We start from the raw sequence: 24,175 nt of genomic DNA on the forward strand, positions 1-24,175 counted from the left end.
GCGGGCTATTGCTGCAGCCGGCCGTTCAGGTAGGGCTCGGGGTCGACCGCCGTGCCATTGCGGCGGATCTCGAAATGCAGCTTCACGCGGTCGCTGCCGCTCTTGCCCATTTCGGCGATCCTCTGGCCCTGGCGCACCACCGCGTTCTCCTTCACGAGGATGTTCTGCACATGCGCATAGGCCGAGAGGAAGGTCTCGTCGTGCTTGACGATCACCATGTTGCCGTAGCCGGCCAGTTCGTTGCCCACATAGACCACGCGCCCGTCGCGCGAGGCGACGATCGGGTCGCCGAGGTTGCCCGCGACGTCGAGGCCCTTGTTGCGCACCCCGTCGAAGCGCGCAATGATGGCGCCGCTCGCGGGCCGGATGAACAGCGCCTGGGGCTGCGGAGCCGGCGGCGGGGTGGTCGGGGCCGGGCGCGGCGGCGGCAGCGGCGTGGTGCAGGCGGCGAGGGCGGCGGCCACGAGCACTGCGGCGCCGGTACGGGAAACAAGGGTCTGGATGTCCATGGCTCTCTTGGAACGGGTTCGTTGCGGAGGGTTCCTTCGGTCGGCACGCGGGGCGAGCCACCGTTGCCATGCTAGCAAACTTGTAAATGGCGCAGCGTCTCGATGAAGCTGCGGCTCGCCGCCGACAGCGAGCGGCCCCGCTTGGTGACCACGAAGACGTCGCGCGACACGCGCGGTGCCGTCAGGCTGCGCACCACCAATGCCTCGTCGCCTGCGGCCCTGGCGAATGCCGAGGGCATGATCGACGGCCCCATGCCGCTGGCCGTCATCCAAAGCGCAGTCGACAGGAAGGAGACCTCGTTGACCACGTCGAGCGCGACGCCGGCCTGTGCGGCCGTGCGGTCGATCAGGGGCCGGATGCCGTAGCCGGGGCGCATGGTGATGACTGGATGGCCTGCCAGGTCGGCCCAGCGCACCGGCTTGGCGCTCGCGGCCAGCGGGTGGCCGCGAGCGCACACCAGGCTCAGGTGGTCGCGCATCAGCGTCTCTGTCTCGACCTCGGCGCCCGGCCGCTCGGGCGTGCCGATGCCGAAGTCCACATGCTCGCCGATGACGCGCGAGACGAACTGGTCCGGCGCGCAGTCGTCGACCACCACCCGCACGCCCGGATGCGCCTGGCCGAAACCGCGGATCGCCGCCGGCAGCAGGAAGGCGGCGAGGGTGGGCGTGATCGCCAGGCAGATGCGGCCGCGCTGCAGTTGCGCCAGCTCGCGGAAGTCGGCCGAGAGCGAGTCCACGTCACGCAGGATGCGCTCGGCGGCCGGCAGCATGTCGGTGGCCGCGGCGGTGGGCTGCAGCGAGCGGGTGGTGCGGTCGAAGAGCCGCGTGCCCAATCCCTCTTCGAGCTGCCGGATCAGCATGCTGACGGCTGACTGCGTGACGTACAGCTTCTCCGCCGCTGCACTGAGCTTGCGCAGCTGGTGCACCGCGAGGAAGGCGCGCAGTTGGCGGATGGTCGGGCTGAACTTGGGCGCGGGATTCATCAGGTCACATCATATTTCGTTCGAAATTTATTGATTTACGAATGAATGGCGCTGCCGTTCAATCCGTTTTCGGAGACATCACAAGGAAGCTCGATGAAGACACTTTCCCGCGCCCTGGTCCTGCTGGCCGGGGCCACCGCACTGCTCGCCGGCCCCACGCGGGCCCAGGCGCCTGCGGATTTCCCCCAGAAACCCATTCGTGTGATCGTGACTTTCCCGCCGGGCGGCAGCGCCGACGCCGTGGTGCGCATGCTGGTGCCGAAGCTCAACGACAGGCTGGGGCAGCCGGTCGTGGTGGACAACCGCCCCGGGGCGGGCGGCAACGTCGGACTGACCCTGGCCGCCAAGGCGCCGGGCGACGGCTACACGCTGGGCGTCGGCGCCGCCGGTGCGCTCTCGGCCAACAGCAGCCTCTATGCGCAGATGCCCTTCGACGTGCAGAAGGACTTCAGGCCAGTGGGCCTGCTGGCGGCCATCCCTTTCGTGATCGTGGGCCATCCCTCCATCGGCGTGAAGACGCAGGCCGAACTGGTCGCGCTGGCGCGCGCACAGCCGGGCAAGCTCTCGGTCGGCCACGGAGGCAACGGCACGGCCATGCACCTTTCGGCGGCGCTCTTCGCGCAGATGGCGGATGTGAAGCTGGTCGAGGTGCCCTACCGCGGCTCGGGGCCGGCGGCCGTCGACACGTTGGCGGGCCAGATCCCGCTGGCCGTGGTGGACCTGCCTTCGGCGCTGCAGCAGATCAAGGCCGGCAAGTTGCTTGCCTTCGCGGTCACCAGTGCGCAGCGCCTGCCGATGCTGCCGGACGTGCCGACGGTGGCGGAGGCCGGCCTGCCCGGCTACGACTCCACCGGGTGGTTCGGCGTGGTGGCGCCGGCCGACACGCCGACGCCCATCGTGGCGCGGCTGAATGCGGAGATCAACGCGGCGCTGAAGGACGAGCAGATCCAGGCCGCCATGCGCAACCTGGGCGTGGAGCCCGCGCCCGGCACGGTGAAGGCCTTCGACGACTACATCCGCGCGGAGACGAAGAAATGGGCCGCGGTCATCAAGGCCGCGAACATCAAGCTGGACTGAAGACACGACATGCAGGAAAAGGAAGAACTGAAGGCCGACGTGCTCGTGGTCGGCGCCGGCCCGGTGGGCCTGACGCTGGCCATGGACCTGGCTTCGCGCGGCGTGAAGGTGCTCGTGGTGGAGACGCGGCGCTACGCCGAGCCGCCCAGCGTCAAGTGCAACCACGTGGCGGCGCGCACCATGGAGCAGTTTCGCCGCCTGGGGGTGGCGCAGAAGCTGCGCGACGCGGGCTTGCCGGCCGACTACCCGAACGATGTGGTGTTCCGCACCAGCGCGACGGGCATCGAGCTCACGCGCATTCCCATCCCGTGCCGGCGCGACCGCCATACGGAGACCGAGGGGCCCGACGCCTGGTGGCCGACGCCCGAGCCGCCACACCGCATCAACCAGCTCTTCCTCGAGCCCATCCTGCTCGAGCACACGGCCGCGCTGCCGAACGTGAAGCTCCTCAGCCGCACGCAGCTCACCGGCTTCGAGCAGGACGCGGAGGGCGTCACCGCCCTTGCCACCGACCTCGACAGCGGCGACACACGCCGCATCCGCTGCCGCTACCTGGTGGGCTGCGACGGCGGCAGCTCGGGCGTGCGCAAGCGCATGGGCGCCAAGCTGGAAGGCACGCCCGTGATCCAGCGCGTGCAATCGACGTACATCCGCGCGCCGCAGCTGCGCGCGATGATTCCGGGCAAGCCGGCCTGGTCCTGCTACGCGGTCAATCCGCGACGCTGCGGCACGATGTTCGCGATCGACGGGCACGAGACCTGGCTGGTGCACAACCATCTGAATGCCGACGAGCCCGAGTTCGATTCGGTGGACCGCGACCGCTCGATCCGCGAGATCCTCGGCGTCGGCGAGGACTTCCGCTACGAGGTGATCAGCAAGGAAGATTGGGTGGGCCGCCGCCTGGTGGCGGACCGCTTCCGAGACCGCCGCGTGTTCATCGCCGGCGACGCGGCACACCTGTGGGTACCGTATGCGGGCTACGGCATGAACGCCGGCATCGCCGATGCGATCAACCTCTCGTGGTTGCTCGCGGCCTGCGTGCAAGGCTGGGCCGACGAGCGCATCCTCGACGCCTACGAAGCCGAGCGCCAGCCGATCACCGAGCAGGTCTCGCAGTTCGCGATGGACCATGCGCAGAAGATGATTCGCGCGCGCCGCGCCGTTCCGCCGGACATCGAGGCGCGGGGCCCCGAAGGCGACGCGCTGCGGGCGGAGGTCGGGCGCGAGGCGTACGCGCTGAATGTGCAGCAGTTCTGCTGCGCCGGCCTCAACTTCGGCTATTTCTACACGGGCTCGCCCATCATCGTGGCGGACGGCGAGGAGGCTCCCCCGTACACCATGGGCGACTTCACGCCATCGACCGTGCCCGGCTGCCGCGCGCCGCATCTGTGGCTGAGCGACGGGCGCTCGCTTTACGACGCCTTCGGCCCCGGCTACACGCTGCTGCGCTTCGACCGCCGCGCGGATGTCCAGGCGCTCGCGCAGGCGGCGCATGCCGCGCGGCTGCCGCTGTCGGTGCTCGACGTCGAGGCCGGGGAAATTCCGCGCGCCTACCGCCATCGCCTGGTGCTGTGCCGTGCCGACCAGCACGTGGTGTGGCGCGGCGACCGTGTGCCGGCCGATCCAGCCGCCTTGGTCGCCCTGCTGCGGGGGGCGGCACGCGCCGCCGAGGGACGGCCTACTTGAGCGGAATCGGCGTGCCGCGATCGATCGGCACCGCGGTGATGCTGTTCTTCGGCGAACCGTCGATCAGGAGCTCGGAATAGGTGAGATAGACCAGCGTGTTGCGCTTCGGGTCGACCATGCGCACCACGCGCAGCCGCTTGAACAGGATCGACAGCCGCTCGCTGAAGACTTCCTCGCGCTTGGGCAGGGGCTGCGGCATGCTCACCGGACCGACCTGGCGGCAGGCGATCGAGGCGTCGGAGGTGTCTTCGGCCAGCCCGAAAGCGCCTGAGATCCCGCCGGTCTTGGCGCGCGAGACGTAGCAGGTCACGCCGTTGACCTTGGGGTCGTCGTAGGCCTCGACCACGATCTTGTGGTCGGGGCCGATGAGCTTGAACGCGGTGTCCACCTCTCCGATGGCTTCGGCGCGCGCCGAGGCGGCGATGAGCAGGAGCCCGAGGAGGGCGCCGGTGCGAACGGTTCTTTTCGACATTTGTTTTTTATCTCCCTTGAACGATGCCGAGGCTCAGACGATGCTCAGTTCATGGACGCGGTCGAAACTGCCGCGCCGTCGGTCCTCGAAATAGTGTTCGAGCGCCTCGCGCACCGTGCGGAAGGCGATCTCTTCCCAGGGAATCTCTTCCTCGGTGAAGAGCTTCGCCTCGATGGTCTCGTGCCCCGGGTCGAAGCGGTCGTCGAGCAGCCGGGCACGGTAGAACATGTGCACCTGGCCCACGCGCACCACGCTGATCACCGCGAACAAGCCTTCCATCTCGTAGTGGGCGCCGGCCTCCTCGTCGGTCTCGCGCGCCGCGCCCTGGGCCGTGGTCTCGCCGAGTTCCATGAAACCCGCGGGCAGGGTCCACTTGCCCCAGCGCGGCTCGATGTTGCGCTTGCACAGCAGCACCTTGTCGCCGAGCACGGGAATGGTGCCCACCACGTTGAGCGGGTTCTCGTAGTGGGTGGTGCTGCAGGCCGGGCAGACGGCGCGCTCCTTGGTGTCGCCGTCGTCGGGGACGCGGTAGACCACCGCGGTGCCGCAGTTCTTGCAGTGCTTGATGGGTACGCGCAGGATCATGCGAGGCCGACCGTCGGGTTCAGACGACCTTGACCGTGAGCTTGGGCAGCCCCGCCACTTCGCCCACCAGCGTGTCGCCCGCCACCACCGCCGCCACGCCTTCGGGCGTGCCGGTGAAGATCAGGTCGCCGGGCTGGAGATCCCAGGCGGCCGAGAGGTGCTCGATGGTTTCGGCCACGTTCCAGATCAGCTTGGCGACCGTGCTGCGCTGGCGGTCGGTGCCGTTGACCTGCAACGAGATCTCGGCCTTCTCGGCGTCGCCGGCCTGGGCCACCGGCACGATCGGGCCGATGGGCGCGCTCTGCTCGAAGCCCTTGCCGATGTCCCAGGGGCGGCCCTGCTTCTTCATCTCGCCCTGCAGGTCGCGGCGCGTCATGTCGAGGCCCACGGCGTAGCCGTAGATGTGCTTGTGCGCGTCGGCGGCCAGGATGTTGCGCCCGCCCGTGCCGATGGCCACCACGAGCTCGATCTCGTGGTGCAGGTTTTTCGTCAGCGCGGGGTAGGCGATGGTGCCGGTCTGGCCGTCTTCGACCACGACCGCGGCGTCGGTCGGCTTCATGAAGAAGAAGGGCGGTTCGCGGCCGGTGAAGCCCATTTCCTTCGCGTGGTCCTCGTAGTTGCGGCCCACGCAATAGATGCGGTGCACCGGAAAGCGGGCCGTCTGCCCGACCACCGGAACCGAAACCGTCGCGGGCGGGGCGAAAACAAACTCGGAAGCCATTGCGTCTGTCCTTTTCAGCGAAAAATCTGGGAAAACGGCAGTGTGCCAGAGGCAGGCCCGCGCCGCCGCTCTGCGCCGCCCGGCGCTATGCTCACGGCATGATGAAGCTGCACAACTACTTCCGTTCCTCCGCATCGTTCCGCGTGCGCATCGCGCTGAACCTCAAGGGCCTGGACTTCGAGTACATCCCCGTCCACATCGCGCGCGGCGACCACCGCTCGGGCCCGTTCTCGGCCATCTCGCCCGACATGCTGGTGCCGCTGCTCGAGGACGAGGGCGAGCGCTTCTCGCAGTCGATGGCAATCATCGAATACCTCGACGAGACGCATCCCGAGCCGCCGCTGCTGCCGACCGACCCGGTGGGACGGGCGCACGTGCGTGCACTGGCGCAGTCGATCGCCTGCGAGATCCATCCGCTCAACAACCTGCGCGTGCTCAAGTACCTCGTGAAAGACCTCAAGCTCGACGACGCGGCCAAGAACGAGTGGTACCGCCACTGGGTGCGCGAGGGCATGCTGGCGTTCGAGCGGCAGCTCGCGCAGCACCCGGACAGCACCTTCTGCTACGGCCACACACCGACGCTGGCCGACTGCTGCCTGGTGCCGCAAATCTTCAACGGCAGGCGCTTCGACTGTGACTTCAGCGGCCTGCCGCGCACCATGGCGGCATTCGAGGCCTGCATGGCGCTCGACGCCTTCCAGCGGGCACAACCGGCTCAGGCACCCGACGCCGAGGCATGAACGCACGCGAGGGAGAGTGGCTCGTGCCCGACTGGCCGGCGCCGCCGAATGTGCAGGCGCTGTGCACGACGCGGGACGGCGGGGTGTCGGCAGGGCGCTACGAAAGCCTCAACCTTGGCGATCATGTGGGCGATGCGCCTGCCGACGTGGCGACCAATCGGGCCCGGCTGGCGCAGGCGCTGGACGGTGCGCGGCCGGTGTTCCTGCAGCAGGTGCACGGCACCGGGGTGGCGATGCTCGATGGCGCCCAGCCTTACCCCGACGGCATGGCGGCCGACGCTGCCATCACCGCTGCGGCCGGCGTGGCCTGCACGATCATGGTGGCCGACTGCCTGCCGGTGCTGTTCACCGACAGGGCCGGCCGGCGCGTGGCGGCCGCGCATGCGGGCTGGCGTGGGCTCGCTGAGGGCGTGCTGGAGCGCACGGTCGCAGGGTTCGACGCGCCGGCCGGCGAGCTGATGGCCTGGCTCGGGCCCTGCATCGGCCCCACGGCCTTCGAGGTCGGGGCCGAGGTCAAGGCCGCTTTCGAGGCGCATGCCCCTGAGGCGGCAGCCTGCTTCGCACCCGCGGCAGCGCCCGGCAAATGGCTGGCCGACCTGCCGTCGCTGGCGCGCCAGCGGTTGCGCGCAGTGGGCCTGGTGCAACTGCATGGCAACGACGGCAGCGGCGAGTGGTGCACCGTCGGCAATCCCTCACGGTTCTTTTCGCACCGGCGCGACGGCGTCAGCGGGCGCTTCGCTGCCCTGGTCTGGAAGCGCTGAAGCCAGCGCGGCCGCCTTCTCGGCCGCCGCGGCCTGCCGAGCAGCTTCCTGGGCCTCGGCCTCGCGCTGCTTGATCGCGCGCCGCCGCGCCGGCGCGCCCATCAGGTAAACCACCAGTGCCACGGGCGCCAATCCGTACAAAAGAAATGTGAAGATGGCACCCAGCACGGTGCCCGTGGTGTTGGTGGCCTCGGCCACGGCCATCATCACGACGACGTAGAGCCAGCCGATCACGATCAGGTGGATGAACACAGCAGGTTTCAGCAGGTAAGTGGAAGGCCGCCGCTTCGGAGGCCTCGGGAAATGCAGGATACTCAAAACGCGCAAGCCATCCGTATCGATTCAGGCGAGGACCCGAAGACATGACAAAGCAACAAGCAACGGGGGCAGAGGCATTCGCACCGCTCCAGAAGGCGTTTTCAGACGGCTGGGCCCAGGCCATGCAGGCGTTCCAGCAGGCGGCCGGGCAGGCACCCGCAGCCTTTGCCGGCAAGCCGCTTTGGCAGTTGCCGCCGATGCCCGAGATGCCCGGCATGCCGCAGATGCCCGAGATGCCGCGCCTGTCCGTGCCGCCCGAGAAGCTGCAGGCGATTCAGCAGGACTACGTTGCCGAGGCGAACGAGCTTTGGCGCAAGGGCCTGGAGGCGCGGCCCGAGGGCGACCGGCGCTTCGCCGGCGAGGCCTGGGGTAGCAATCCGCTGTCGTCCTTTGCGGCCGCGGTGTACCTGCTCAACGGCCGCACCCTGCTGCGCATGGCCGAGGCGGTCGAGGCCGACGAGAAGACCCGCTCGCGCCTGCGCTTCGCGGTCGAGCAATGGATGGCCGCTGCGTCGCCGAGCAATTCGCTCGCACTCAACCCCGAAGCCCAGAAGAAGGCCATCGACACGCGCGGCGAGAGCATTGCGCGCGGCATCCAGAACCTGCTGCACGACGTGAAGCAGGGCCACCTGAGCATGACCGATGAAAGCGCCTTCGAGGTCGGCCGCAACGTCGCGACGACCGAGGGCGCGGTGGTGTTCGAGAACGAGCTGTTCCAGCTGCTCGAGTACAAGCCGCTCACGGCCAAGGTGCACGAGCGGCCGTTCCTGCTGGTGCCGCCGTGCATCAACAAGTTCTACATCCTCGACCTGCAGCCCGAGAACTCGCTGATCCGCTATGCCAACGAGCAGGGGCATCGCGTGTTCGTCGTGAGCTGGCGCAACCCCGACGAGTCGCTCGCCCATGCCACCTGGGACGACTACATCGAGCAGGCGGCGATCAAGGCAATCCACGTGGTGCAGGAGATCGGCGCGAGCAAGCAGATCAATGCGCTCGGCTTCTGCGTCGGCGGCACGATCCTGAGCACCGCGCTCGCGGTGCTCGCGGCGCGCGGCGAGAAGCCGGCTGCGTCGCTCACGCTGCTGACGACCTTCCTCGACTTCAGCGACACCGGCATCCTCGACATCTTCGTGGACGAGCCGATGGTCAAGTACCGCGAGATGCAGCTCGGCAAGGGCGGCCTGCTGCCCGGCACGGACCTGGCCTCGACCTTCAGCTTCCTGCGGCCGAACGACCTGGTCTGGAACTACGTGGTCGGCAACTACCTCAAGGGCGAGACGCCGCCGCCGTTCGACCTGCTCTACTGGAACAGCGACGCCACCAACCTGCCGGGGCCGTTCTACACCTGGTACCTGCGCAACACTTACCACGAGAACAAGCTCGCCAAGCCCGGTGCACTCACGGTCTGCGGCGAGAAGATCGACCTCGGCCGCATCGACGTCCCGGCCTACATCTACGGCTCGCGCGAGGACCACATCGTGCCGATCGGCGGCGCCTATGCCTCCACGCAGCTGCTGCCGGGCAAGAAGCGCTTCGTGATGGGCGCTTCGGGCCACATCGCCGGCGTGATCAACCCGCCCGCCAAGAAGAAGCGCAGCCACTGGTTGCGCGAAGACGGCAAGTTTCCCAAGACCCAGGCCGAATGGCTCGCCGGCGCCAAGGAGCAGCCCGGAAGCTGGTGGACCGACTGGGCACAATGGCTCAAGGGCCACGGCGGCAAACAGGTTGCCGCGCCCAAGGCCTATGGCAACGGCAAGGCCTACAAGGCGATCGAGCCGGCGCCCGGGCGCTACGTGAAGGCTCGCGCCTGATCTTCGCCCGCACCCTTCCAAATCACACATCAACGGAGAGAACCCAAATGGAAGACATCGTCATCGTTTCGGCTGCACGCACGCCGGTCGGCAAGTTCGGCGGCTCGTTGGCCGGCATTGCGGCCACCGAGCTGGGCGCCCTCGTCATCAAGGAAGTGATCGCGCGCGCCAAGCTCACGCCCGAGCAGGTCGGCGAGGCGATCATGGGCCAGGTGCTGGCGGCGGGCGCTGGGCAGAACCCGGCGCGCCAGGCATGGCTCAAGAGCGGCGGCGCGAAGGAAACCCCGGCGCTCACCATCAACGCCGTCTGCGGCTCGGGCCTGAAGGCCGTGATGCTCGCGGCGCAGGCCGTGGCCACGGGCGACAGCGAGATCGTGATCGCCGGCGGCCAGGAGAACATGAGCATGGCGCCGCACGTGCTGCCCAATTCGCGCAACGGCCAGCGCATGGGCGACTGGAAGCTGGTCGACACGATGATCGTCGACGGCCTGTGGGACGTCTACAACCAGTACCACATGGGCATCACGGCCGAGAACGTGGCCAAGAAGTTCGGCATCGACCGTGCGGCGCAGGACGAGCTGGCCCTCGGCAGCCAGACCAAGGCCGCGGCCGCGCAGGATGCCGGCAAGTTCAAGGACGAGATCGTGCCGGTGAGCATTCCGCAGCGCAAGGGCGATCCGCTGGTCTTCGACCAGGACGAGTTCATCAACCGCAAGACCAGCGCCGAAGGGCTCGCCGGACTGCGCCCCGCGTTCGACAAGGCCGGCGGCGTGACCGCGGGCAATGCGTCGGGCCTGAACGACGGCGCTGCTGCGGTGATGGTGATGACGGCCAAGAAGGCGGCCGCGCTCGGCCTCAAGCCGCTGGGCCGCATCGCGAGCTACGCCACGGCCGGACTCGACCCGGCCATCATGGGCATGGGCCCTGTGCCCGCCTCGACCAAGGCGCTGCAGCGCGCCGGCTGGAAGGCCGCCGACCTCGACCTGCTCGAGATCAACGAAGCCTTTGCCGCACAGGCCTGCGCGGTGAACAAGGAAATGGGCTGGGACGTGAACAAGGTCAACGTGAACGGCGGCGCCATCGCCATCGGTCATCCGATCGGCGCGTCGGGTTGCCGCATCTTGGTGACGCTGCTGCACGAGATGCAGCGCCAGAACGCGAAGAAGGGCATCGCGTCGCTGTGCATCGGCGGTGGCATGGGCGTGGCGCTGACGATCGAGCGCTAGGGTTTCGGCGGGGCGCTGCTTTCAGGGCGCGATCCCGCCGACGGGGTACCTTTCTCCGCGAATGTCCCCCGGCGTGCGGCGGGGGACATTCGCGCAGCGGAGTACCCGGCGGCCTGGGCACACGCCCTGAACGCGCGTCCCGCTCCGAGACCATCTTGTGCACCGCTCAAAAATTGAGCAAACTGATTATTCCCTTTGTAAAACAACAGCTTAGATCACGTTTACAAGGAAGAACATCAGTTATCCCCAAAGTTGTCCACGGAAACTGGGGACGGCGCTGACTTCCGCACAAGTCGCCCGCAAGTCCTTGTTTTGGCGAGAAACAGGCGCGGCGCTCAGGCCGTGGCGGCGGGCGGCTCGTCGACATAGTGCCGGCACAGTGTCTCGACCAGCGCCTGCGCATAGATCGGCAGCGCCGCCCGGTCGCGCACCAGCAGGTAGCGCTCCCGCACGCACCAGGTGTCGCTGAGCTCGATCAGCGCCAGCTGCATGCTCTCGCAGTTGCGCCGTGCGGCCGACTCGGGCACCACGCCGATGCCCACGCCGCTGCCGATCATCCGGCACATGGCGTCGAAACTGCCGAGCTGGATGCGCAGTTTCTGCCGCTTGCCGAGGTTGTCGGTGATCTGCGAAAGAAAGGCCTGCAGCGTGCTGCCTTGCTGCATGCCGATCGCATCTTCCTCGAGCGTCTCGGCGAACGAGATCCTGCGGCGCTTCGCGAAGCGGTGCTTGCGCGAGGTCGCGAGCACCAGCCGGTCGGTGCTGAAGTGGATCGCCTCGAGGCCCAGCGTGTCGACGCGGCCGGCGACGATGCCGATGTCGGCACGGCCGTCGAGCACACCGCGCGGAATCTGAGCATTCGGTTTTTCCTGAAGGTCGATGTTGATGCGCGGATTGCGCGCCAGAAAGCCGGGCAGGATCTCGGGCAGAAAATCTGTCACCGCCGTGGTGTTGGCGAACACGCGCAGATGGCCGCGCAGGCCGCCGCCGTATTCGAGCAGGTCGGCGCGCAACTGTTCCGTCTGGTGCAGCACCAGCCGCGCATGGTGTAAGAAGGCTTCGCCCGGCGGCAGCAGGCGCACGCCACGTGCTTCGCGCTGCAGCAGCTGCAGGCCGGCCTGGGTTTCGAGCGCCTTGATGCGCGCGCTCGCGGCCGCCAGCGACAGGTGCTGGCGCTCGGCAGCGCGCGTGAGGTTGCCGAGTTCGGCCGCGGCCACGAACAGGCGCAGGTCGGTCAGGTCGAAGAGCATGGGGGCGATGGTAGACCCCGAGCCTTCGGAACCATGGAAGGCTGGGTTCCGAATTCGCAGATTGCACGGGGCGCCGGCGGCGAACACCATGCGGGCATGGAGACAACCACACCCCTTGCGCTACGACGCCCGCTCGCCTGCGTGGCATTGGCGTTGACCACCGCCGCCGCGACCGCGCTGCTCCCGTGCGGCCCCGCGCACGCTGAAAATTATCCGTCTCGCCCCGTCACGCTCGTCGTGCCGCAGGCCGCGGGCGGCACCAACGACATCGTCGGCCGGCTCGTGGGCCAGAAGCTTGGCGAGGTGATGAAGAACAACGCCAGCGTGGTGGTCGACAACCGCCCGGGCGCGGGCGGCAACATCGGCACCCAGCTGGTCGCGAAGGCGCCGAAGGACGGCCACACGCTGCTCATGACCATCAGCAGCAGCCAGGCGATCAACCCGGCGCTCTACAAGAACCCGGGCTTCGACCCGGTGAAGGATTTCAGGCCCGTCGGCCTGATCGGCGCAGTGCCCAACGTGCTGCTGGTCCATCCCTCGTTCCCGGCCAAAGACCTCGGCGAATTCCTGAGGCTCGCGCGCACGAAGGGCGCGGCCTACCAGTACGCCTCGGCCGGCAACGGCACGCTCAACCACCTGCTCGGCGAAATGCTCAACAGCATGGCCGGCATCTCGCTGCAGCACGTGCCGTACAAGGGCGTCGCGCCCGCGCTCAACGACGTGCTCGGCGGGCAGTTGCCGATCGTGTTCGCGAGCCTGCCTTCGGCGCTGGCCCACATCAAGGCCGGCAAGCTGCGCGCGCTGGCGGTGAGCGGCGACCGTCGTTCGGCCGTGCTGCCCGAAGTGCCCACCATTGCCGAGGCGGTGCCGGGCTACAGCGGCACACTCTGGATCGGCCTGTTCGCGCCTGCGGGTGTGCCGCCCGACGTGCTGGCCACGCTGCAGGAAGCCACGCGAAAGGCGCTGGACGCGCAGGACCTGCGCGACAAGCTCGAACAACAGGGCGTCGAGATCGCACCGCCGACGTCGCCCGACCAGTTCGCGGCGCTGCTGCAGGCCGATCTCGCCAAGTGGGCGCGGATCGTGAAGGCGTCGGGCGCGGCAGTCGATTGAAGAAACCAACAACACCCGCCATGCCTCGTTCGAACCACGACAACAACCCCACTGCATCGATCGACGCCGAGACGCTCGCAACGCTCCAGGCCTGGGAGGGCCGCAGCGAAACGCTCGCCGACGAGATCACCGCCGCGCCTGTTCGCGCGCTCTGTGCCACGCTCGACCGCGACGACCCGCCGCCGTCGGCTGGCACGCCGTTGCCCGCGCTCTGGCATTGGCTCTACTTCCTGCCGCATCATCGCCAGTCGGAGCTCGGCGACGACGGCCACGCCCGGCGCGGCGGCTTCCTGCCGCCGGTGCCGCTGCCGCGCCGCATGTGGGCAGGCGGCCGGCTGGCGTGGGAAGCCGGCAACCCGCTGCGCGTCGGCGACCGGGCCGAGCGCCGTTCGCGCATCGTCTCGGTCACGCACAAGGCGGGCCGCACGGGGGCGCTGGTGTTTGTGCTCGTGCGCCACGAGGTACACAACGCGCGCGGCCTGGCGCTGACCGAGGAGCACGACATCGTCTACCGCGCCGCGGCCGAACCCGGCGAGCCGGTTCCGCCGCCCAAACCCGCGCCCCGGGACACCGCCTTCAGCCGCGACATCGTGCCCGACGACGTGCTGCTGTTCCGCTATTCGGCGCTCACCTTCAACGGCCACCGCATCCACTACGACCGCCGCTACGTCACCGAGGTCGAGGGCTACCCGGGCCTGATCGTGCACGGTCCGCTGATCGCCACGCTGCTGGTCGACCTGCTGCGCCGCCATGTGCCGGGCGCGCAGCTCGCGCGCTTCGAGTTCCGCGCGGTGCGCCCGACCTTCGACATCGCGCCGTTCCGGGTGCACGGCAGGCCCGACGCGGCGCAGGCGGACGGCAAGCGCTTTGCGTTGTGGGGGGAGGACGCCGACGGCTGGCTCACGATGCAGGCCACGGCGGTGCTCGAATGACACGGAGAAACCAGCCCATGACAAGACCGCTCGACGGCATCACCGTGGTCTCGCTCGAACACGCCATCGCGGCGCCGTTCTGCACCCGCCAGCTCGCCGACCTCGGCGCGCGCGTCATCAAGGTCGAGCGCCCGGGCGCCGGCGACTTCGCGCGGGCCTACGATGCGCGCGTGGCCGGCCAGGCCTCGCATTTCGTCTGGGTCAATCGCTCGAAGGAGAGCCTCACGCTCGATCTCAAGCAGCCCGCCGCGCTCGCGGTGCTGCAGGAACTGATCGCCGGCGCCGACGTGCTGGTGCAGAACCTGGCGCCCGGCGCGGCCGCGCGCATGGGCCTGGACGCCGAGGCGCTGCGGGCACGGCATCCGCGGCTCATCGTCTGCGACATCTCGGGCTACGGCGACGACGGGCCCTACCGCGACAAGAAGGCCTACGACCTGCTGATCCAGAGCGAGGCGGGCTTCCTGTCGGTCACCGGCACGCCCGACGATCCTTGCAAGTCGGGCAATTCGATCGCCGACATCGCGGCGGGCATGTACGCCTACACCGGCATCCTCGCGGCGCTACTGCAGCGCGGCAGGACCGGCGAGGGTTCCCACATCGACGTGTCGATGCTCGAGTCGCTCGCCGAGTGGATGGGCTATCCGATGTACTACGCCTACGAAGGCGCGACGCCGCCGCCGCGCAGCGCCGCCGCGCACGCGACCATCTATCCCTACGGCCCGTTTCCTGCGGGCGATGGCGGCACGGTGATGCTGGGCCTGCAGAACGAGCGCGAGTGGCGCCTGTTCTGCGAGAAGGTGCTGCTGCAGCCGGCGCTCGCGAGCGACCCGCGCTTCGACAGCAACGCGCGCCGCAACGACAACCGCGAGGCGCTGCGCGCGATCATCGTGGCGGTATTCGAGTCGCTCGGCACCGCGCAAGTGGTCGAGCGGCTCGATGCCGCGCAGATCGCCAATGCCCGCATGAACGAGATGGCGGGGCTGTGGGCCCATCCGCAACTGCAGGCGCGCGAGCGCTGGCGCCAGGTGGGCTCGCCGGCCGGCGAGATCCCGGCGCTGCTGCCGGCGGGGCGGCAGAGTGCCTTCGACTACCGCATGGACCCGATACCGGCCGTGGGCCAGCACACCGAAGCGATCCTGCGCAGCCTGGGCCGCGGCGAGGCCGAGATCGCGGCATTGCGCGAGGCGGGCGCGGTGTGACCCTGAACACGGCGCCGCTCGCACTGGCGCGTACTTTTCTCTTCGTGCCGGCCGACCGTCCCGAGCGCCATGCGCGTGCGCTGGCCGCAGGTGCGGGCGCGGTGATCGTCGACCTGGAGGATGCGGTCGCGCCCGAGCGCAAGGCGTCCGCGCGCGACGGCCTTGCGGCTTCGCTCGCCGCGCTGGTATCCGATGCCCGCGGGCGTGTGCTGCTGCGTATCAACGCGCCCGGCACGCCCTGGCACGAAGACGACTGCGCGCAGGCCGGTGCATTGGCCGCGCAGGGTCTCGTGGCCGGCATCTTGGTGCCCAAGGCCGAGCGCGTAGCCGACCTGGCGCGTGTGGCCGCGGTGGTTGGCGGCGGCGGCGTGCTGGTGCCGCTGGTCGAGTCGGCCGCGGGGCTCGCGGCGGTCGATGAAATCGCCGCCGCGCCCCGGGTGCTGCGGCTGGCCTTCGGCCATCTCGATTTCCAGGCCGACCTCGGTCTGGCCTGCGATGCCGACGAGGCCGAGCTGGTGCCGGTGCGCCTTGCGCTGGTGCTGGCCTCGCGCCGCGCCGGGTTGGCTGCGCCGATCGACGGCGTCACGGCCGACTGGCGCGATGCGACGCGGCTGGCCGCGGACACGGCACGCGCCCGGCGCGGCGGCTTCGGCGCCAAGCTCTGCATCCACCCCGACCAGGTCGCGCCGGTGCAGGCGGGGCTCGGCCCGAGCGCCGACGAGCTCGCCTGGGCGCGCCGCGTGGTGCAGGCCGTGGGCGCCTCGGGCGGCGGCGTCGCGAGCCTCGACGGCCGCATGGTCGATGCGCCCGTGCTGCGCCTGGCCGAACGCCTGCTCGGGATGGCGCACGCCTGAACCACCGATCCCCATTTCACAAGAAGGAGACAACCACCATGACGACGATGAAGACCCGGAACCTCAAGGCCCTGTTCGCCGCTTCGGCGAGCGCCTGCATTCTTGCCTTTCATGCCGGGCCGGCGCTCGCGCAGGCCGCCTGGCCCGACAAGCCGGTTACGCTGGTCGTGCCGTACTCGGCCGGCGGGCCCACCGACGTTGTGGCGCGCATGCTCGCGATCCCGATGGGCAAGTCGCTCGGCCAGACCGTGGTGGTCGAGAACACGGTCGGCGCCGGCGGCACGATCGCACCTGCGCGGGTGGCCAGGGCTGCGCCCAACGGCTACACCATCCTGATCCACCACATGGGCATGGCCACCGCGCCCGCGCTCTACAAGAAGCTCGCCTACGATCCGCTGAAGGACTTCGAGTACGTGGGCCAGGTGATGGACGTGCCGATGACGCTGCTGTCGCGCAAGGACTTTCCGGCCAACAACTTCCAGGAGCTGCTGGCCTACGTCAAAACCAACAAGGACAAGGTCACGCTGGCCAATGCCGGTATCGGTGCGGTGTCGCAGCTGTGCGGCATGCTGTTCGCGCACCAGGTCGGCGTGCAGCTGACCACCGTGCCCTACAAGGGCGCGGGCCCGGCGCTCAACGACGTGATGGGCGGGCAGGTCGACCTGCTGTGCGACCAGACCACGCAGACCGCGCCCGTCATCAAGGACGGCAACCGCGTGAAGGTGTTCGGCGTGACCACGCCGAAGCGGCTGTCCAGCATGCCGAACATTCCCACGCTCGACGAGCAGGGCCTCAAGGGCTTCGACGTGAAGGTGTGGCACGGCGTGTATGCGCCCAAGGGAACGCCGCCGGCCGTGATGGAAAAGCTCAACACGGCACTGCGCGCCGCGCTGCAGGACGAAGCGGTCAAGCACCGTTTCGCCGAGCTCAGCACCGAAGCCGTGCCGATGGACAAGGTCACGCCGGAATCGCTGCGCAGCCACCTCGCTGCCGAGACGGAGAAATGGGGCAAGGTGATCCGGGCGGCAGGCGTGAAGGCGGATTGATCTTCGTACTTTCGATTTCCTCGACGGCGGCGGGTTATGCATGAATCGGCAGCCGCGATGCAATATCGTTGCAGGCGGCGCGCCGTGACAGCTGGTTGCAAGCCAGGCTCAGTGTTTTCCTCAGAGTTCGGTGGCTTGAAACTCGCTAGAGTGAAGGCGGCCGTTCAGGCTTTTGCTTCGCACACATCAAGGAAATCTCATGAGCAAGAAAGTTGCATATGTCACCGGAGGCATGGGTGGCATCGGAACAGCCATCTGCCAGCGGCTCCACAAGGACGGCTTCACGGTCGTCGCAGGCTGCGGCCCCACGCGCGACCACGCCAAGTGGCTGGCCGAACAGAAAGCGCTCGGCTTCGAGTTCCATGCATCGGTCGGCAACGTCGGCGACTGGCAGTCCACGGTCGAGGCCTTCTCGGCCGCCAAGGCCGCGCACGGCCCGATCGACGTGCTGGTCAACAACGCTGGCATCACGCGCGACCGCATGTTCCTCAAGATGACGCCCGAGGACTGGAGCGCGGTGATCGAAACCAACCTCAACAGCATGTTCAACGTCACCAAGCAGGTGGTCGGCGACATGGTCGAAAAGGGCTGGGGCCGCATTATCAACATCAGCTCGGTCAACGGCGCCAAAGGCCAGGCCGGGCAGACCAACTATTCGGCCGCCAAGGCCGGCATGCACGGCTTCACGATGGCGCTGGCGCAGGAGCTCGCGAACAAGGGCGTTACCGTCAACACCGTGAGCCCGGGCTACATCGGCACCGACATGGTCAAGGCCATCCGCCAGGAAGTGCTCGACAAGATCGTCGCGACGATTCCCGTCAAGCGCCTCGGCGAGCCGAGCGAGATCGCCTCGATCATCTCGTGGCTCGCCACCGACGAGGGCGGCTATTCGACGGGGGCCGACTTCTCGGTCAACGGCGGCCTGCACATGCACTGACGGTGCCCTTCGGCACCTGCGCCACGAAAACCCGCTTCGGCGGGTTTTTTCGTTGGCTACTCCCGGAGACAACGAGAACCCATGGCTGACACGATCCTCGCGCCGGGCCCGAAGCCCGCGCTCTACCGTTCGCTCTACGTCCAGGTGATTGCCGCGGTGATCGTCGGCGTGCTGCTCGGGCACTTTTATCCGGCGCTCGGCGAGGCGATGAAGCCACTGGGCGACGGCTTCATCAAGCTCATCAAGATGATCATCGCGCCGATCATCTTCTGCACCGTGGTGGTCGGCATCGCGGGCATGGAGGACATGAAGAAGGTGGGGCGCACCGGCGGGCTCGCGCTCTTGTACTTCGAGGTGGTGAGCACCATCGCGCTGGTGTTCGGGCTGCTGATGTCCGACCTGCTGCGCCCTGGTGCGGGCATGAACATCGATCCGGCCACGCTCGACGCGGCCGCTGTGGCGTCGGTCGCCGGACCGGGCAAGATGACCGGGCCAGTCGATTTTCTGCTCAACGTGATCCCGACCACGTTGGTCGATGCCTTCGCCAAGGGCGAGATCCTGCAGGTGTTGCTGATCGCGCTGCTGTTCGGCTTTGCGCTGCACCGCTTCGGCGGCCGCGGCACGCTGGTGTTCGACGTGATCGAGAAGGGCTCGCAGGTGCTGTTCGGCATCGTCGACTACATCATGAAGCTGGCGCCGATCGGCGTCTTCGGCGCCATGGCCTTCACCATCGGCAAGTACGGCGCGGACAGCCTGTTCTCGCTCGGCAAGCTCATCGGCACCTTCTACCTGGCGTGCCTGCTGTTCATCTTCGTGGTGCTGGGGCTGATCGCGCGGCTGCACGGCTTCGGCATCTGGAAACTCATCCGCTACATTCGCGAAGAACTGCTGATCGTGCTCGGCACCTCGTCGTCCGAGACGGTGCTGCCGCGCATGATGAAGAAGATGGAGAAGCTCGGCGCGAGCAAGGCGTCGGTGGGGCTCGTGCTGCCGGCGGGCTATTCGTTCAACCTCGACGGCACCTCGATCTATCTGACGATGGCGGCGGTGTTCATCGCCCAGGCCACGAACGCACCGTTGTCGCTGGGCCAGGAAATGACGCTGCTGGCGGTGCTGCTCGTCACCTCGAAAGCCGCGGCTGGCGTGACCGGCAGCGGCTTCATCGTGCTTGCGGCGACGCTGTCGGTGGTGGGCGACGTGCCGGTGGCGGGGCTGGCGCTGATCCTCGGCATCGACCGCTTCATGTCGGAGGCGCGCGCCCTGACCAACCTGATCGGCAACGGCGTCGCCACGCTCGTGGTGGCGCGCTGGACGCACGAGCTCGATACCGAGCGGCTCGATGCCGAACTGAGTCGCGGCCGCGTCGCTGTCCCGGCGCCCGAGCCGTTGGACGCCGGCCGCATCGCGCCCTAGTGCAAAAGCCCCGGCGCCGCGGGGCGGGGCCCGCGCTGTGCACAATCGCCGCATGCCCCACAGCGTCTCCCTGATCAGCACCATCGCCGCCGGCCTCGGGCTCGCGCTCGTCCTCGGCTTCATCGCGGCGCGGCTGCGCCTGCCGGCCCTGGTGGGCTACCTGCTCGCGGGCGTGATCATCGGGCCGTTCACGCCGGGGTTCGTGGCCGACGGTGCCATCGCGGCGCAACTGGCCGAGATCGGCGTGATGCTGCTGATGTTCGGCGTGGGCCTTCATTTCTCGCTCGACGACCTGCTCGCGGTGCGCCGCATCGCGCTGCCCGGCGCACTGGCGCAGATCACGGTGGCCACGCTGCTCGGCGGCGCGCTCGCGCTCTGGTGGGGCTGGTCGTGGGGCGCGGCGCTGGTCTTCGGGCTGGCGCTGTCGGTGGCGAGCACGGTGGTACTGCTGCGCGCGCTCGAGAGCCTGGGCATCCTCGACTCGTTCACCGGCCGCATCGCCGTGGGCTGGCTCGTGGTCGAGGACCTCGCCATGGTGCTGGTGCTTGTGCTGCTGCCGCCGCTGGCGGGCGTGATGGGCGGCCAGGCCGGCGATGGCGCGGGCGATCCGCTGTGGCAGACGCTGGGGCTCACGCTGCTGCAGGTGGGCGGCTTCGTCGCGCTGATGCTGGTCGTGGGGCGGCGGGTGTTTCCGTGGATCCTCTGGCAGGTCACGCGCACCGGCTCGCGCGAGCTGTTCACGCTGTGCGTGATCGCCGCCGCGGTCAGCATCGCCTTCGCCTCGGCGGCACTGTTCGGCGTGTCGTTCGCGCTCGGCGCCTTCTTCGCGGGCATGGTGATGCGCGAATCCGAATTCAGCCACCGCGCGGCGCAGGAATCGCTGCCGCTGCGCGATGCGTTCGCGGTGCTGTTCTTCGTCTCGGTGGGCATGCTGTTCGATCCGTGGGTGATCCTCGAGCGGCCCCTGCAGGTGCTCGCGGTGGTGGCGGTGATCGTGCTCGGCAAGTCGCTCGCCGCCTGCGCGCTGGTGCTCGCGATGCGCTATCCGCTCGGCACCGCGCTCACGGTCAGCGCGAGCTTGGCCCAGATCGGCGAGTTCTCGTTCATCCTCGCGGGGCTGGGCTTCTCGCTTGGCCTGCTGCCGAGCGAGGGGCAAAGCCTGATCCTGGCGGGCGCACTGATCTCGATCGCCACCAACCCGCTCTGGTTCAGCCTGATCGCGCCACTGCAGGAATGGCTGCACAGGCGCTTTGCGCTGGTGCGCGGGCTCGAAGCGCGTGACCATCCGCTGGCCGAACTGCCGATGAGCACGGAGGCGCGCTTCCTGTCGAGGCAGGTTGTGCTCGTCGGCTACGGCCGCGTCGGCCGGCGCATCGCGGCCGAACTGGCGGCGCACGACATTCCCTACGTGGTGGCCGAGCAGAACCGAGAACTCGTAGGCCAGCTGCGCGCGGCCGGCGTGGCTGCCGTGTGGGGCGACGCGGCCGATCCGGCGGTGCTCATCCAGGCGCACATCGCCAGGGCGCGCGTGCTCGTGGTGGCCGTGGCCGACGCGATGAACGTGCGGCAGATGATGGAGACGGCGCGCACGCTGAACCCCGCCATCGAGACCGTGGTTCGCAGCCACAACGAGGAAGAGGCACGGCTCCTGTCGCAAGAAACGTCCGCCACGGTTTTTCTCGGGGAGCATGAACTGGCCCAGGCCATGGCGCGCGACGTGGTGCGGCGTGCAGACCCGCAGCCAGCCTGAGCCGCCCGGCTCAGAGATCCTCGATGACCAGCATGCGGTAGCGTTGCGCGATGGAGTAGGGCACGGTGCGCACTTCTTCCATCAGGCGGTTGGCTTCCTCTTCGTTCTTCGTCTTTACGAGCAGACCGGTGTGGCCTTCGCGGGCAAGCTTGGTGTAGGCGCGCACGGTCGCGGCATCGGTGCCCGCGGACGGCAGCGGGTCGTCCGAATCCGACGCCGTGGGCGTGATCTCCGTGAGCACGGTCTCGGCGGGGATCAGGTAGATCTCGTCGCCGCTCACGCCTTTTTCGATGAGGCGGTGGCCGATGCGGTTCGCATCTTCCGAGTCCGGAAACATGACCATCGAGTAACCCGAGGGATAGAAGGCGCCCCCGATGGCTGCCCGCATGCTGGGTTCTAGGACGAAGTTCTTCATGGTGCGGCCTCCTGGGCAATGTAGTTCTGTGGTTTAAGCGTAGGCCGGGCTGCATCGCCGGGCTGTAGGCCTGCTGCGCATATCGCCGAAGGCAGGGCGCGGGCTCGGCACGGGGCTCCTGTACACTGCGGCGCTCATGTCGTGCCATCTCATCTCTGCCAACGCCTGCGCTGCCGCCTCGGCGCGCACGCTGCTGCCGTTCGCGTTCGCGCGCACCGGCGGGGCCGGGATCGCTGCTGCTGCACGAATGATTCGCACCATTACCACCGCGGCCACCTGAGCACGCGCAGGTGGCCGTTTCGGCAGCCACCTGGTGTATCGCTCTTCCCCCGAATGAATGAAACCCAGCTCTGGCAGCTGGGTTTTTCGTTTTTCATCCGGAGGTTTCCATGTACCGCGATCCAGTCCAGTCTCTCGAGTCCTTGCCCGGCCGCCCCGCGGCCATCCGCGCGCTGCGCGTCGGGATGATCGGCATCGGCACCGTGGGCGCGGGCACCCTGCGCGTGCTGCTGCGCAACCAGGCCGAGATCGCGGCCCGCGCAGGCCGGCCCATCGAACTGGTGCTGGTGGCCGCGCGCAACCTGGCGCGTGCGGCTTCGGTGGCCGGCGAGGTGCCGCTCACCGACGACGCGCTGCGCGTCGCGACGCATCCCGAGGTCGACGTGGTGGTCGAAGTGGCCGGCGGCACGGGCGCGGCACGCGACTGGGTGCTGGCCGCGATCGCGCACGGCAAGCACGTGGTCACGGCCAACAAGGCGCTGCTCGCGGTACATGGCGCCGAGATCTTCGCCGCCGCCCGGCGCCAGGGCGTGGCAGTGGCCTACGAAGGCGCGGTGGCGGGAAGCATCCCGATCGTCAAGGCGCTGCGCGAGGGCCTTGCGGCCAACCGCATCGAATGGGTGGCGGGCATCGTCAACGGCACCACCAACTTCATCCTGAGCCGGATGCGCGATGCCGGGCTCGACTTCGCGGCCGCGCTCGCCGAGGCCCAGGCGCTCGGCTACGCGGAGGCCGATCCGACCTTCGACATCGAGGGCATCGATGCCGCGCACAAGCTCACGCTGCTCGCGGCCAATGCCTTCGGCAGCGCCGTGCAACTGGCGGACGTGGAAGTGCAGGGCATCACGGCGCTGCAGCGCATCGACATGGCCTGCGCCGAGCAGTTGGGCTACCGCATCAAGCTGCTGGCGCTGGCGCGCCTTGCCGACGCGGGGCTCGAACTGCGCGTGCAGCCCGCGCTGGTGCCCGCTTCGCATCCGATGGCGCATGTGAACGGCGTGATGAACGGGGTGGTGGTCAAGGGCGACGCGGCCGGCCCGACCCTGTACTGCGGGGCCGGCGCGGGCTCGGAGCAGACCGCCTCGGCCGTGATCGCCGACCTGGTGGACGCGGCGCGGCTCGATGGCACGCGGGCGGCGCAGCGCGTGCCGCACCTGGGCTTTCATGCCCACGCGATGCGCGCGTTGCCGGTGCTGCCGCGTGCCGAGGTGCGCACGGCGCACTACCTGCGAGTGCCACTGCGCGAGGCCCAGGCAATCGAAGCGCTGTCGGGCTGGCTGGCGGCGAGACAGGTGCCCGTGCGCGAGCTCCGGCTGGCGGCGGCCGAGGTCGCCGACACGCCGCAACTGCTGGTGGTGACGCAGCCGATGCCGCAGCGCGAGCTTGACCTGGTGTCGCATGCGCTGGCATTGCACCCGGCGGTGGCAGGGGAACCCACCGCGCTGCGCGTGGAGGAGCTGGCCGCCTGAGGCCCGCCTGGCGACCGCTTGTGAGCGCATGCATTGTTTCCATGGCGTGAACGCCGCGGTTCCTTTTGCACAGGGTTTCCACGGGGGTTGCCGGCGCACAATTGATCCCACGGACCGGCCACCAGGCTGGCCCGGCTGAACAAGGCCCCCGAGCGCGGCGGCTGTCCTTTCGAAAGGACGGCTTCCCACCCAAGACCGGTTCGACACGTCCCGAAGTGAAACCATTGAACCAAGGAAATCGAAATGACCGTCTCCAAGCTCCTCTCCGCCGTCGCCGTCGCCCTCGTTGCCGCCACCGGTGCCGCCCATGCCGAAACCTATGAAGGCGTGCATCGCCTGACCACTGCCGAAAGCCGTGCCGACGTGGCCAGCCAGGCCATCGCCGCTGCCCACAGCGCCGACCCGTACGCCGAAGGCGCGAATGCCAGCGTGGCGCAGTCGCCCGTGTCGCAGCGCAGCCGTGACCAGGTCCGTGCAGAAGCCGTGGCCGCCGCGCACAGCCCTGACGCTTTTTCCGAAGCGGCATCCGCCGGCATGACCTATGTGGCCGCCGGTGCGGTCGACCCCGCGGTGGTGCGTGCCGCAGCCCGCGCTGCCGCGCGTGGCGAAGCGCTGCCGCTGTAAGCACT

25 protein-coding genes are annotated in these 24,175 nt (G+C 68.8%); 17 read left to right on the forward strand and 8 right to left on the reverse strand.

The genetic code is table 11. The features are described 5' to 3' along the window. Window positions 1-5: 5 nt before the first annotated feature. The gene (locus AC3A6R_RS02435) at window positions 6-509 is read right to left on the reverse strand and encodes a murein hydrolase activator EnvC family protein (RefSeq protein WP_487863676.1); all 504 of its coding nucleotides are present in this window, start codon (window positions 507-509) and stop codon (window positions 6-8) included. A 71-nt stretch (window positions 510-580) separates the two neighbouring features. After that, window positions 581-1,492 carry a LysR family transcriptional regulator gene (locus AC3A6R_RS02440; RefSeq protein ID WP_487858724.1) on the reverse strand — a complete coding sequence of 304 codons (912 nt, stop codon included), beginning with the start codon at window positions 1,490-1,492 and terminating at the stop codon, window positions 581-583. Between the two features lie 93 nt (window positions 1,493-1,585). Here AC3A6R_RS02440 and AC3A6R_RS02445 point away from each other — a divergent pair, with 93 nt between their 5' ends. After that, window positions 1,586-2,569 carry a Bug family tripartite tricarboxylate transporter substrate binding protein gene (locus AC3A6R_RS02445; protein ID WP_487858725.1) on the forward strand — a complete coding sequence of 328 codons (984 nt, stop codon included), beginning with the start codon at window positions 1,586-1,588 and terminating at the stop codon, window positions 2,567-2,569. A 9-nt stretch (window positions 2,570-2,578) separates the two neighbouring features. Beyond that, window positions 2,579-4,255 (forward strand): FAD-dependent oxidoreductase, encoded by a 1,677-nt coding sequence (locus tag AC3A6R_RS02450; protein WP_487863677.1) that lies wholly within the window; start codon window positions 2,579-2,581, stop codon window positions 4,253-4,255. On the opposite strand, the gene AC3A6R_RS02455 is transcribed toward AC3A6R_RS02450, so the two are convergent. From AC3A6R_RS02455 to AC3A6R_RS02465, 3 genes are read right to left on the reverse strand one after another with little or no spacing between them, the layout of a single operon-like run. Then, the gene (locus tag AC3A6R_RS02455; RefSeq protein WP_487858727.1) at window positions 4,248-4,727 is read right to left on the reverse strand and encodes a CreA family protein; all 480 of its coding nucleotides are present in this window, start codon (window positions 4,725-4,727) and stop codon (window positions 4,248-4,250) included. The two genes, AC3A6R_RS02450 and AC3A6R_RS02455, sit on opposite strands and share 8 nt — an antisense overlap. 33 nt (window positions 4,728-4,760) lie before the next feature. Next, window positions 4,761-5,312 (reverse strand): NUDIX hydrolase, encoded by a 552-nt coding sequence (locus tag AC3A6R_RS02460; RefSeq protein WP_487863678.1) that lies wholly within the window; start codon window positions 5,310-5,312, stop codon window positions 4,761-4,763. 19 nt (window positions 5,313-5,331) lie between these two features. Then, on the reverse strand, window positions 5,332-6,033 hold the full coding sequence (locus tag AC3A6R_RS02465) for a fumarylacetoacetate hydrolase family protein (RefSeq protein ID WP_487863679.1): 702 nt from the start codon (window positions 6,031-6,033) through the stop codon (window positions 5,332-5,334). A gap of 101 nt (window positions 6,034-6,134) precedes the next feature. Here AC3A6R_RS02465 and maiA point away from each other — a divergent pair, with 101 nt between their 5' ends. Then, entirely contained in the window at window positions 6,135-6,773 is a 639-nt protein-coding gene (maiA, locus tag AC3A6R_RS02470) for a maleylacetoacetate isomerase (protein WP_487863896.1), read from the forward strand. After that, window positions 6,770-7,534, forward strand: a complete 765-nt coding sequence (gene pgeF / locus AC3A6R_RS02475) for a peptidoglycan editing factor PgeF (protein WP_487863680.1) — start codon at window positions 6,770-6,772, stop codon at window positions 7,532-7,534. Before maiA ends, pgeF begins: the two co-directional genes overlap by 4 nt. Here pgeF and AC3A6R_RS02480 read toward each other — a convergent pair. Next, window positions 7,466-7,786 carry a hypothetical protein gene (locus AC3A6R_RS02480; protein ID WP_487858731.1) on the reverse strand — a complete coding sequence of 107 codons (321 nt, stop codon included), beginning with the start codon at window positions 7,784-7,786 and terminating at the stop codon, window positions 7,466-7,468. The two genes, pgeF and AC3A6R_RS02480, sit on opposite strands and share 69 nt — an antisense overlap. A gap of 110 nt (window positions 7,787-7,896) precedes the next feature. Between AC3A6R_RS02480 and phaC the strand changes: the two genes are divergently transcribed. Next, window positions 7,897-9,663, forward strand: a complete 1,767-nt coding sequence (gene phaC, locus AC3A6R_RS02485; protein WP_487863681.1) for a class I poly(R)-hydroxyalkanoic acid synthase — start codon at window positions 7,897-7,899, stop codon at window positions 9,661-9,663. A gap of 47 nt (window positions 9,664-9,710) precedes the next feature. After that, window positions 9,711-10,889, forward strand: a complete 1,179-nt coding sequence (locus tag AC3A6R_RS02490; RefSeq protein ID WP_487858733.1) for an acetyl-CoA C-acetyltransferase — start codon at window positions 9,711-9,713, stop codon at window positions 10,887-10,889. A gap of 335 nt (window positions 10,890-11,224) precedes the next feature. On the opposite strand, the gene AC3A6R_RS02495 is transcribed toward AC3A6R_RS02490, so the two are convergent. Further along, window positions 11,225-12,139: a LysR family transcriptional regulator gene (locus AC3A6R_RS02495; protein WP_487858734.1), complete on the reverse strand. Its 915-nt coding sequence runs from the start codon at window positions 12,137-12,139 to the stop codon at window positions 11,225-11,227. Window positions 12,140-12,235: 96 nt separating this feature from the next. Between AC3A6R_RS02495 and AC3A6R_RS02500 the strand changes: the two genes are divergently transcribed. The 8 genes from AC3A6R_RS02500 to AC3A6R_RS02535 all read left to right on the forward strand — a co-directional run bounded on the left by AC3A6R_RS02500 (window position 12,236) and on the right by AC3A6R_RS02535 (window position 21,383). Further along, window positions 12,236-13,252, forward strand: a complete 1,017-nt coding sequence (locus AC3A6R_RS02500; protein WP_487863682.1) for a tripartite tricarboxylate transporter substrate binding protein — start codon at window positions 12,236-12,238, stop codon at window positions 13,250-13,252. 20 nt (window positions 13,253-13,272) lie between these two features. Continuing rightward, window positions 13,273-14,184 (forward strand): HTD2 family dehydratase, encoded by a 912-nt coding sequence (locus AC3A6R_RS02505; protein ID WP_487863683.1) that lies wholly within the window; start codon window positions 13,273-13,275, stop codon window positions 14,182-14,184. Between the two features lie 17 nt (window positions 14,185-14,201). Beyond that, window positions 14,202-15,383, forward strand: coding sequence for a CaiB/BaiF CoA transferase family protein (locus tag AC3A6R_RS02510; RefSeq protein ID WP_487858737.1), 1,182 nt, complete (start codon window positions 14,202-14,204; stop codon window positions 15,381-15,383). A 2-nt stretch (window positions 15,384-15,385) separates the two neighbouring features. Further along, window positions 15,386-16,237 (forward strand): HpcH/HpaI aldolase/citrate lyase family protein, encoded by an 852-nt coding sequence (locus AC3A6R_RS02515; protein WP_487863897.1) that lies wholly within the window; start codon window positions 15,386-15,388, stop codon window positions 16,235-16,237. A gap of 38 nt (window positions 16,238-16,275) precedes the next feature. Further along, a complete protein-coding gene (locus tag AC3A6R_RS02520; RefSeq protein ID WP_487863684.1) occupies window positions 16,276-17,283 on the forward strand; it encodes a tripartite tricarboxylate transporter substrate-binding protein in 1,008 nt (335 codons plus the stop codon). A 199-nt stretch (window positions 17,284-17,482) separates the two neighbouring features. Beyond that, window positions 17,483-18,220 carry an acetoacetyl-CoA reductase gene (gene phbB, locus AC3A6R_RS02525; protein ID WP_021006768.1) on the forward strand — a complete coding sequence of 246 codons (738 nt, stop codon included), beginning with the start codon at window positions 17,483-17,485 and terminating at the stop codon, window positions 18,218-18,220. 81 nt (window positions 18,221-18,301) lie between these two features. Further along, a complete protein-coding gene (locus tag AC3A6R_RS02530; protein WP_487858740.1) occupies window positions 18,302-19,633 on the forward strand; it encodes a dicarboxylate/amino acid:cation symporter in 1,332 nt (443 codons plus the stop codon). 52 nt (window positions 19,634-19,685) lie between these two features. Continuing rightward, complete coding sequence (locus AC3A6R_RS02535; RefSeq protein ID WP_487863685.1) at window positions 19,686-21,383, forward strand: cation:proton antiporter domain-containing protein; 1,698 nt, start codon at window positions 19,686-19,688, stop codon at window positions 21,381-21,383. 10 nt (window positions 21,384-21,393) lie between these two features. Here the strand turns inward: AC3A6R_RS02535 and AC3A6R_RS02540 are convergent, their stop codons facing one another. Further along, window positions 21,394-21,798 (reverse strand): hypothetical protein, encoded by a 405-nt coding sequence (locus AC3A6R_RS02540; RefSeq protein WP_487858742.1) that lies wholly within the window; start codon window positions 21,796-21,798, stop codon window positions 21,394-21,396. Between the two features lie 136 nt (window positions 21,799-21,934). Here AC3A6R_RS02540 and AC3A6R_RS02545 point away from each other — a divergent pair, with 136 nt between their 5' ends. The 3 genes from AC3A6R_RS02545 (at window position 21,935) to AC3A6R_RS02555 (ending at window position 24,170) form a co-directional block, all read left to right on the forward strand. Continuing rightward, window positions 21,935-22,078 (forward strand): hypothetical protein, encoded by a 144-nt coding sequence (locus AC3A6R_RS02545; protein WP_487858743.1) that lies wholly within the window; start codon window positions 21,935-21,937, stop codon window positions 22,076-22,078. A 109-nt stretch (window positions 22,079-22,187) separates the two neighbouring features. Next, window positions 22,188-23,546 (forward strand): homoserine dehydrogenase, encoded by a 1,359-nt coding sequence (locus AC3A6R_RS02550; RefSeq protein ID WP_487863686.1) that lies wholly within the window; start codon window positions 22,188-22,190, stop codon window positions 23,544-23,546. A 243-nt stretch (window positions 23,547-23,789) separates the two neighbouring features. Beyond that, on the forward strand, window positions 23,790-24,170 hold the full coding sequence (locus AC3A6R_RS02555) for a helicase SNF2 (RefSeq protein ID WP_487858745.1): 381 nt from the start codon (window positions 23,790-23,792) through the stop codon (window positions 24,168-24,170). The last annotated feature ends 5 nt before the right edge of the window (window positions 24,171-24,175 follow it).

Source organism: Variovorax sp. Soil_C_19 (genome assembly GCF_057657255.1).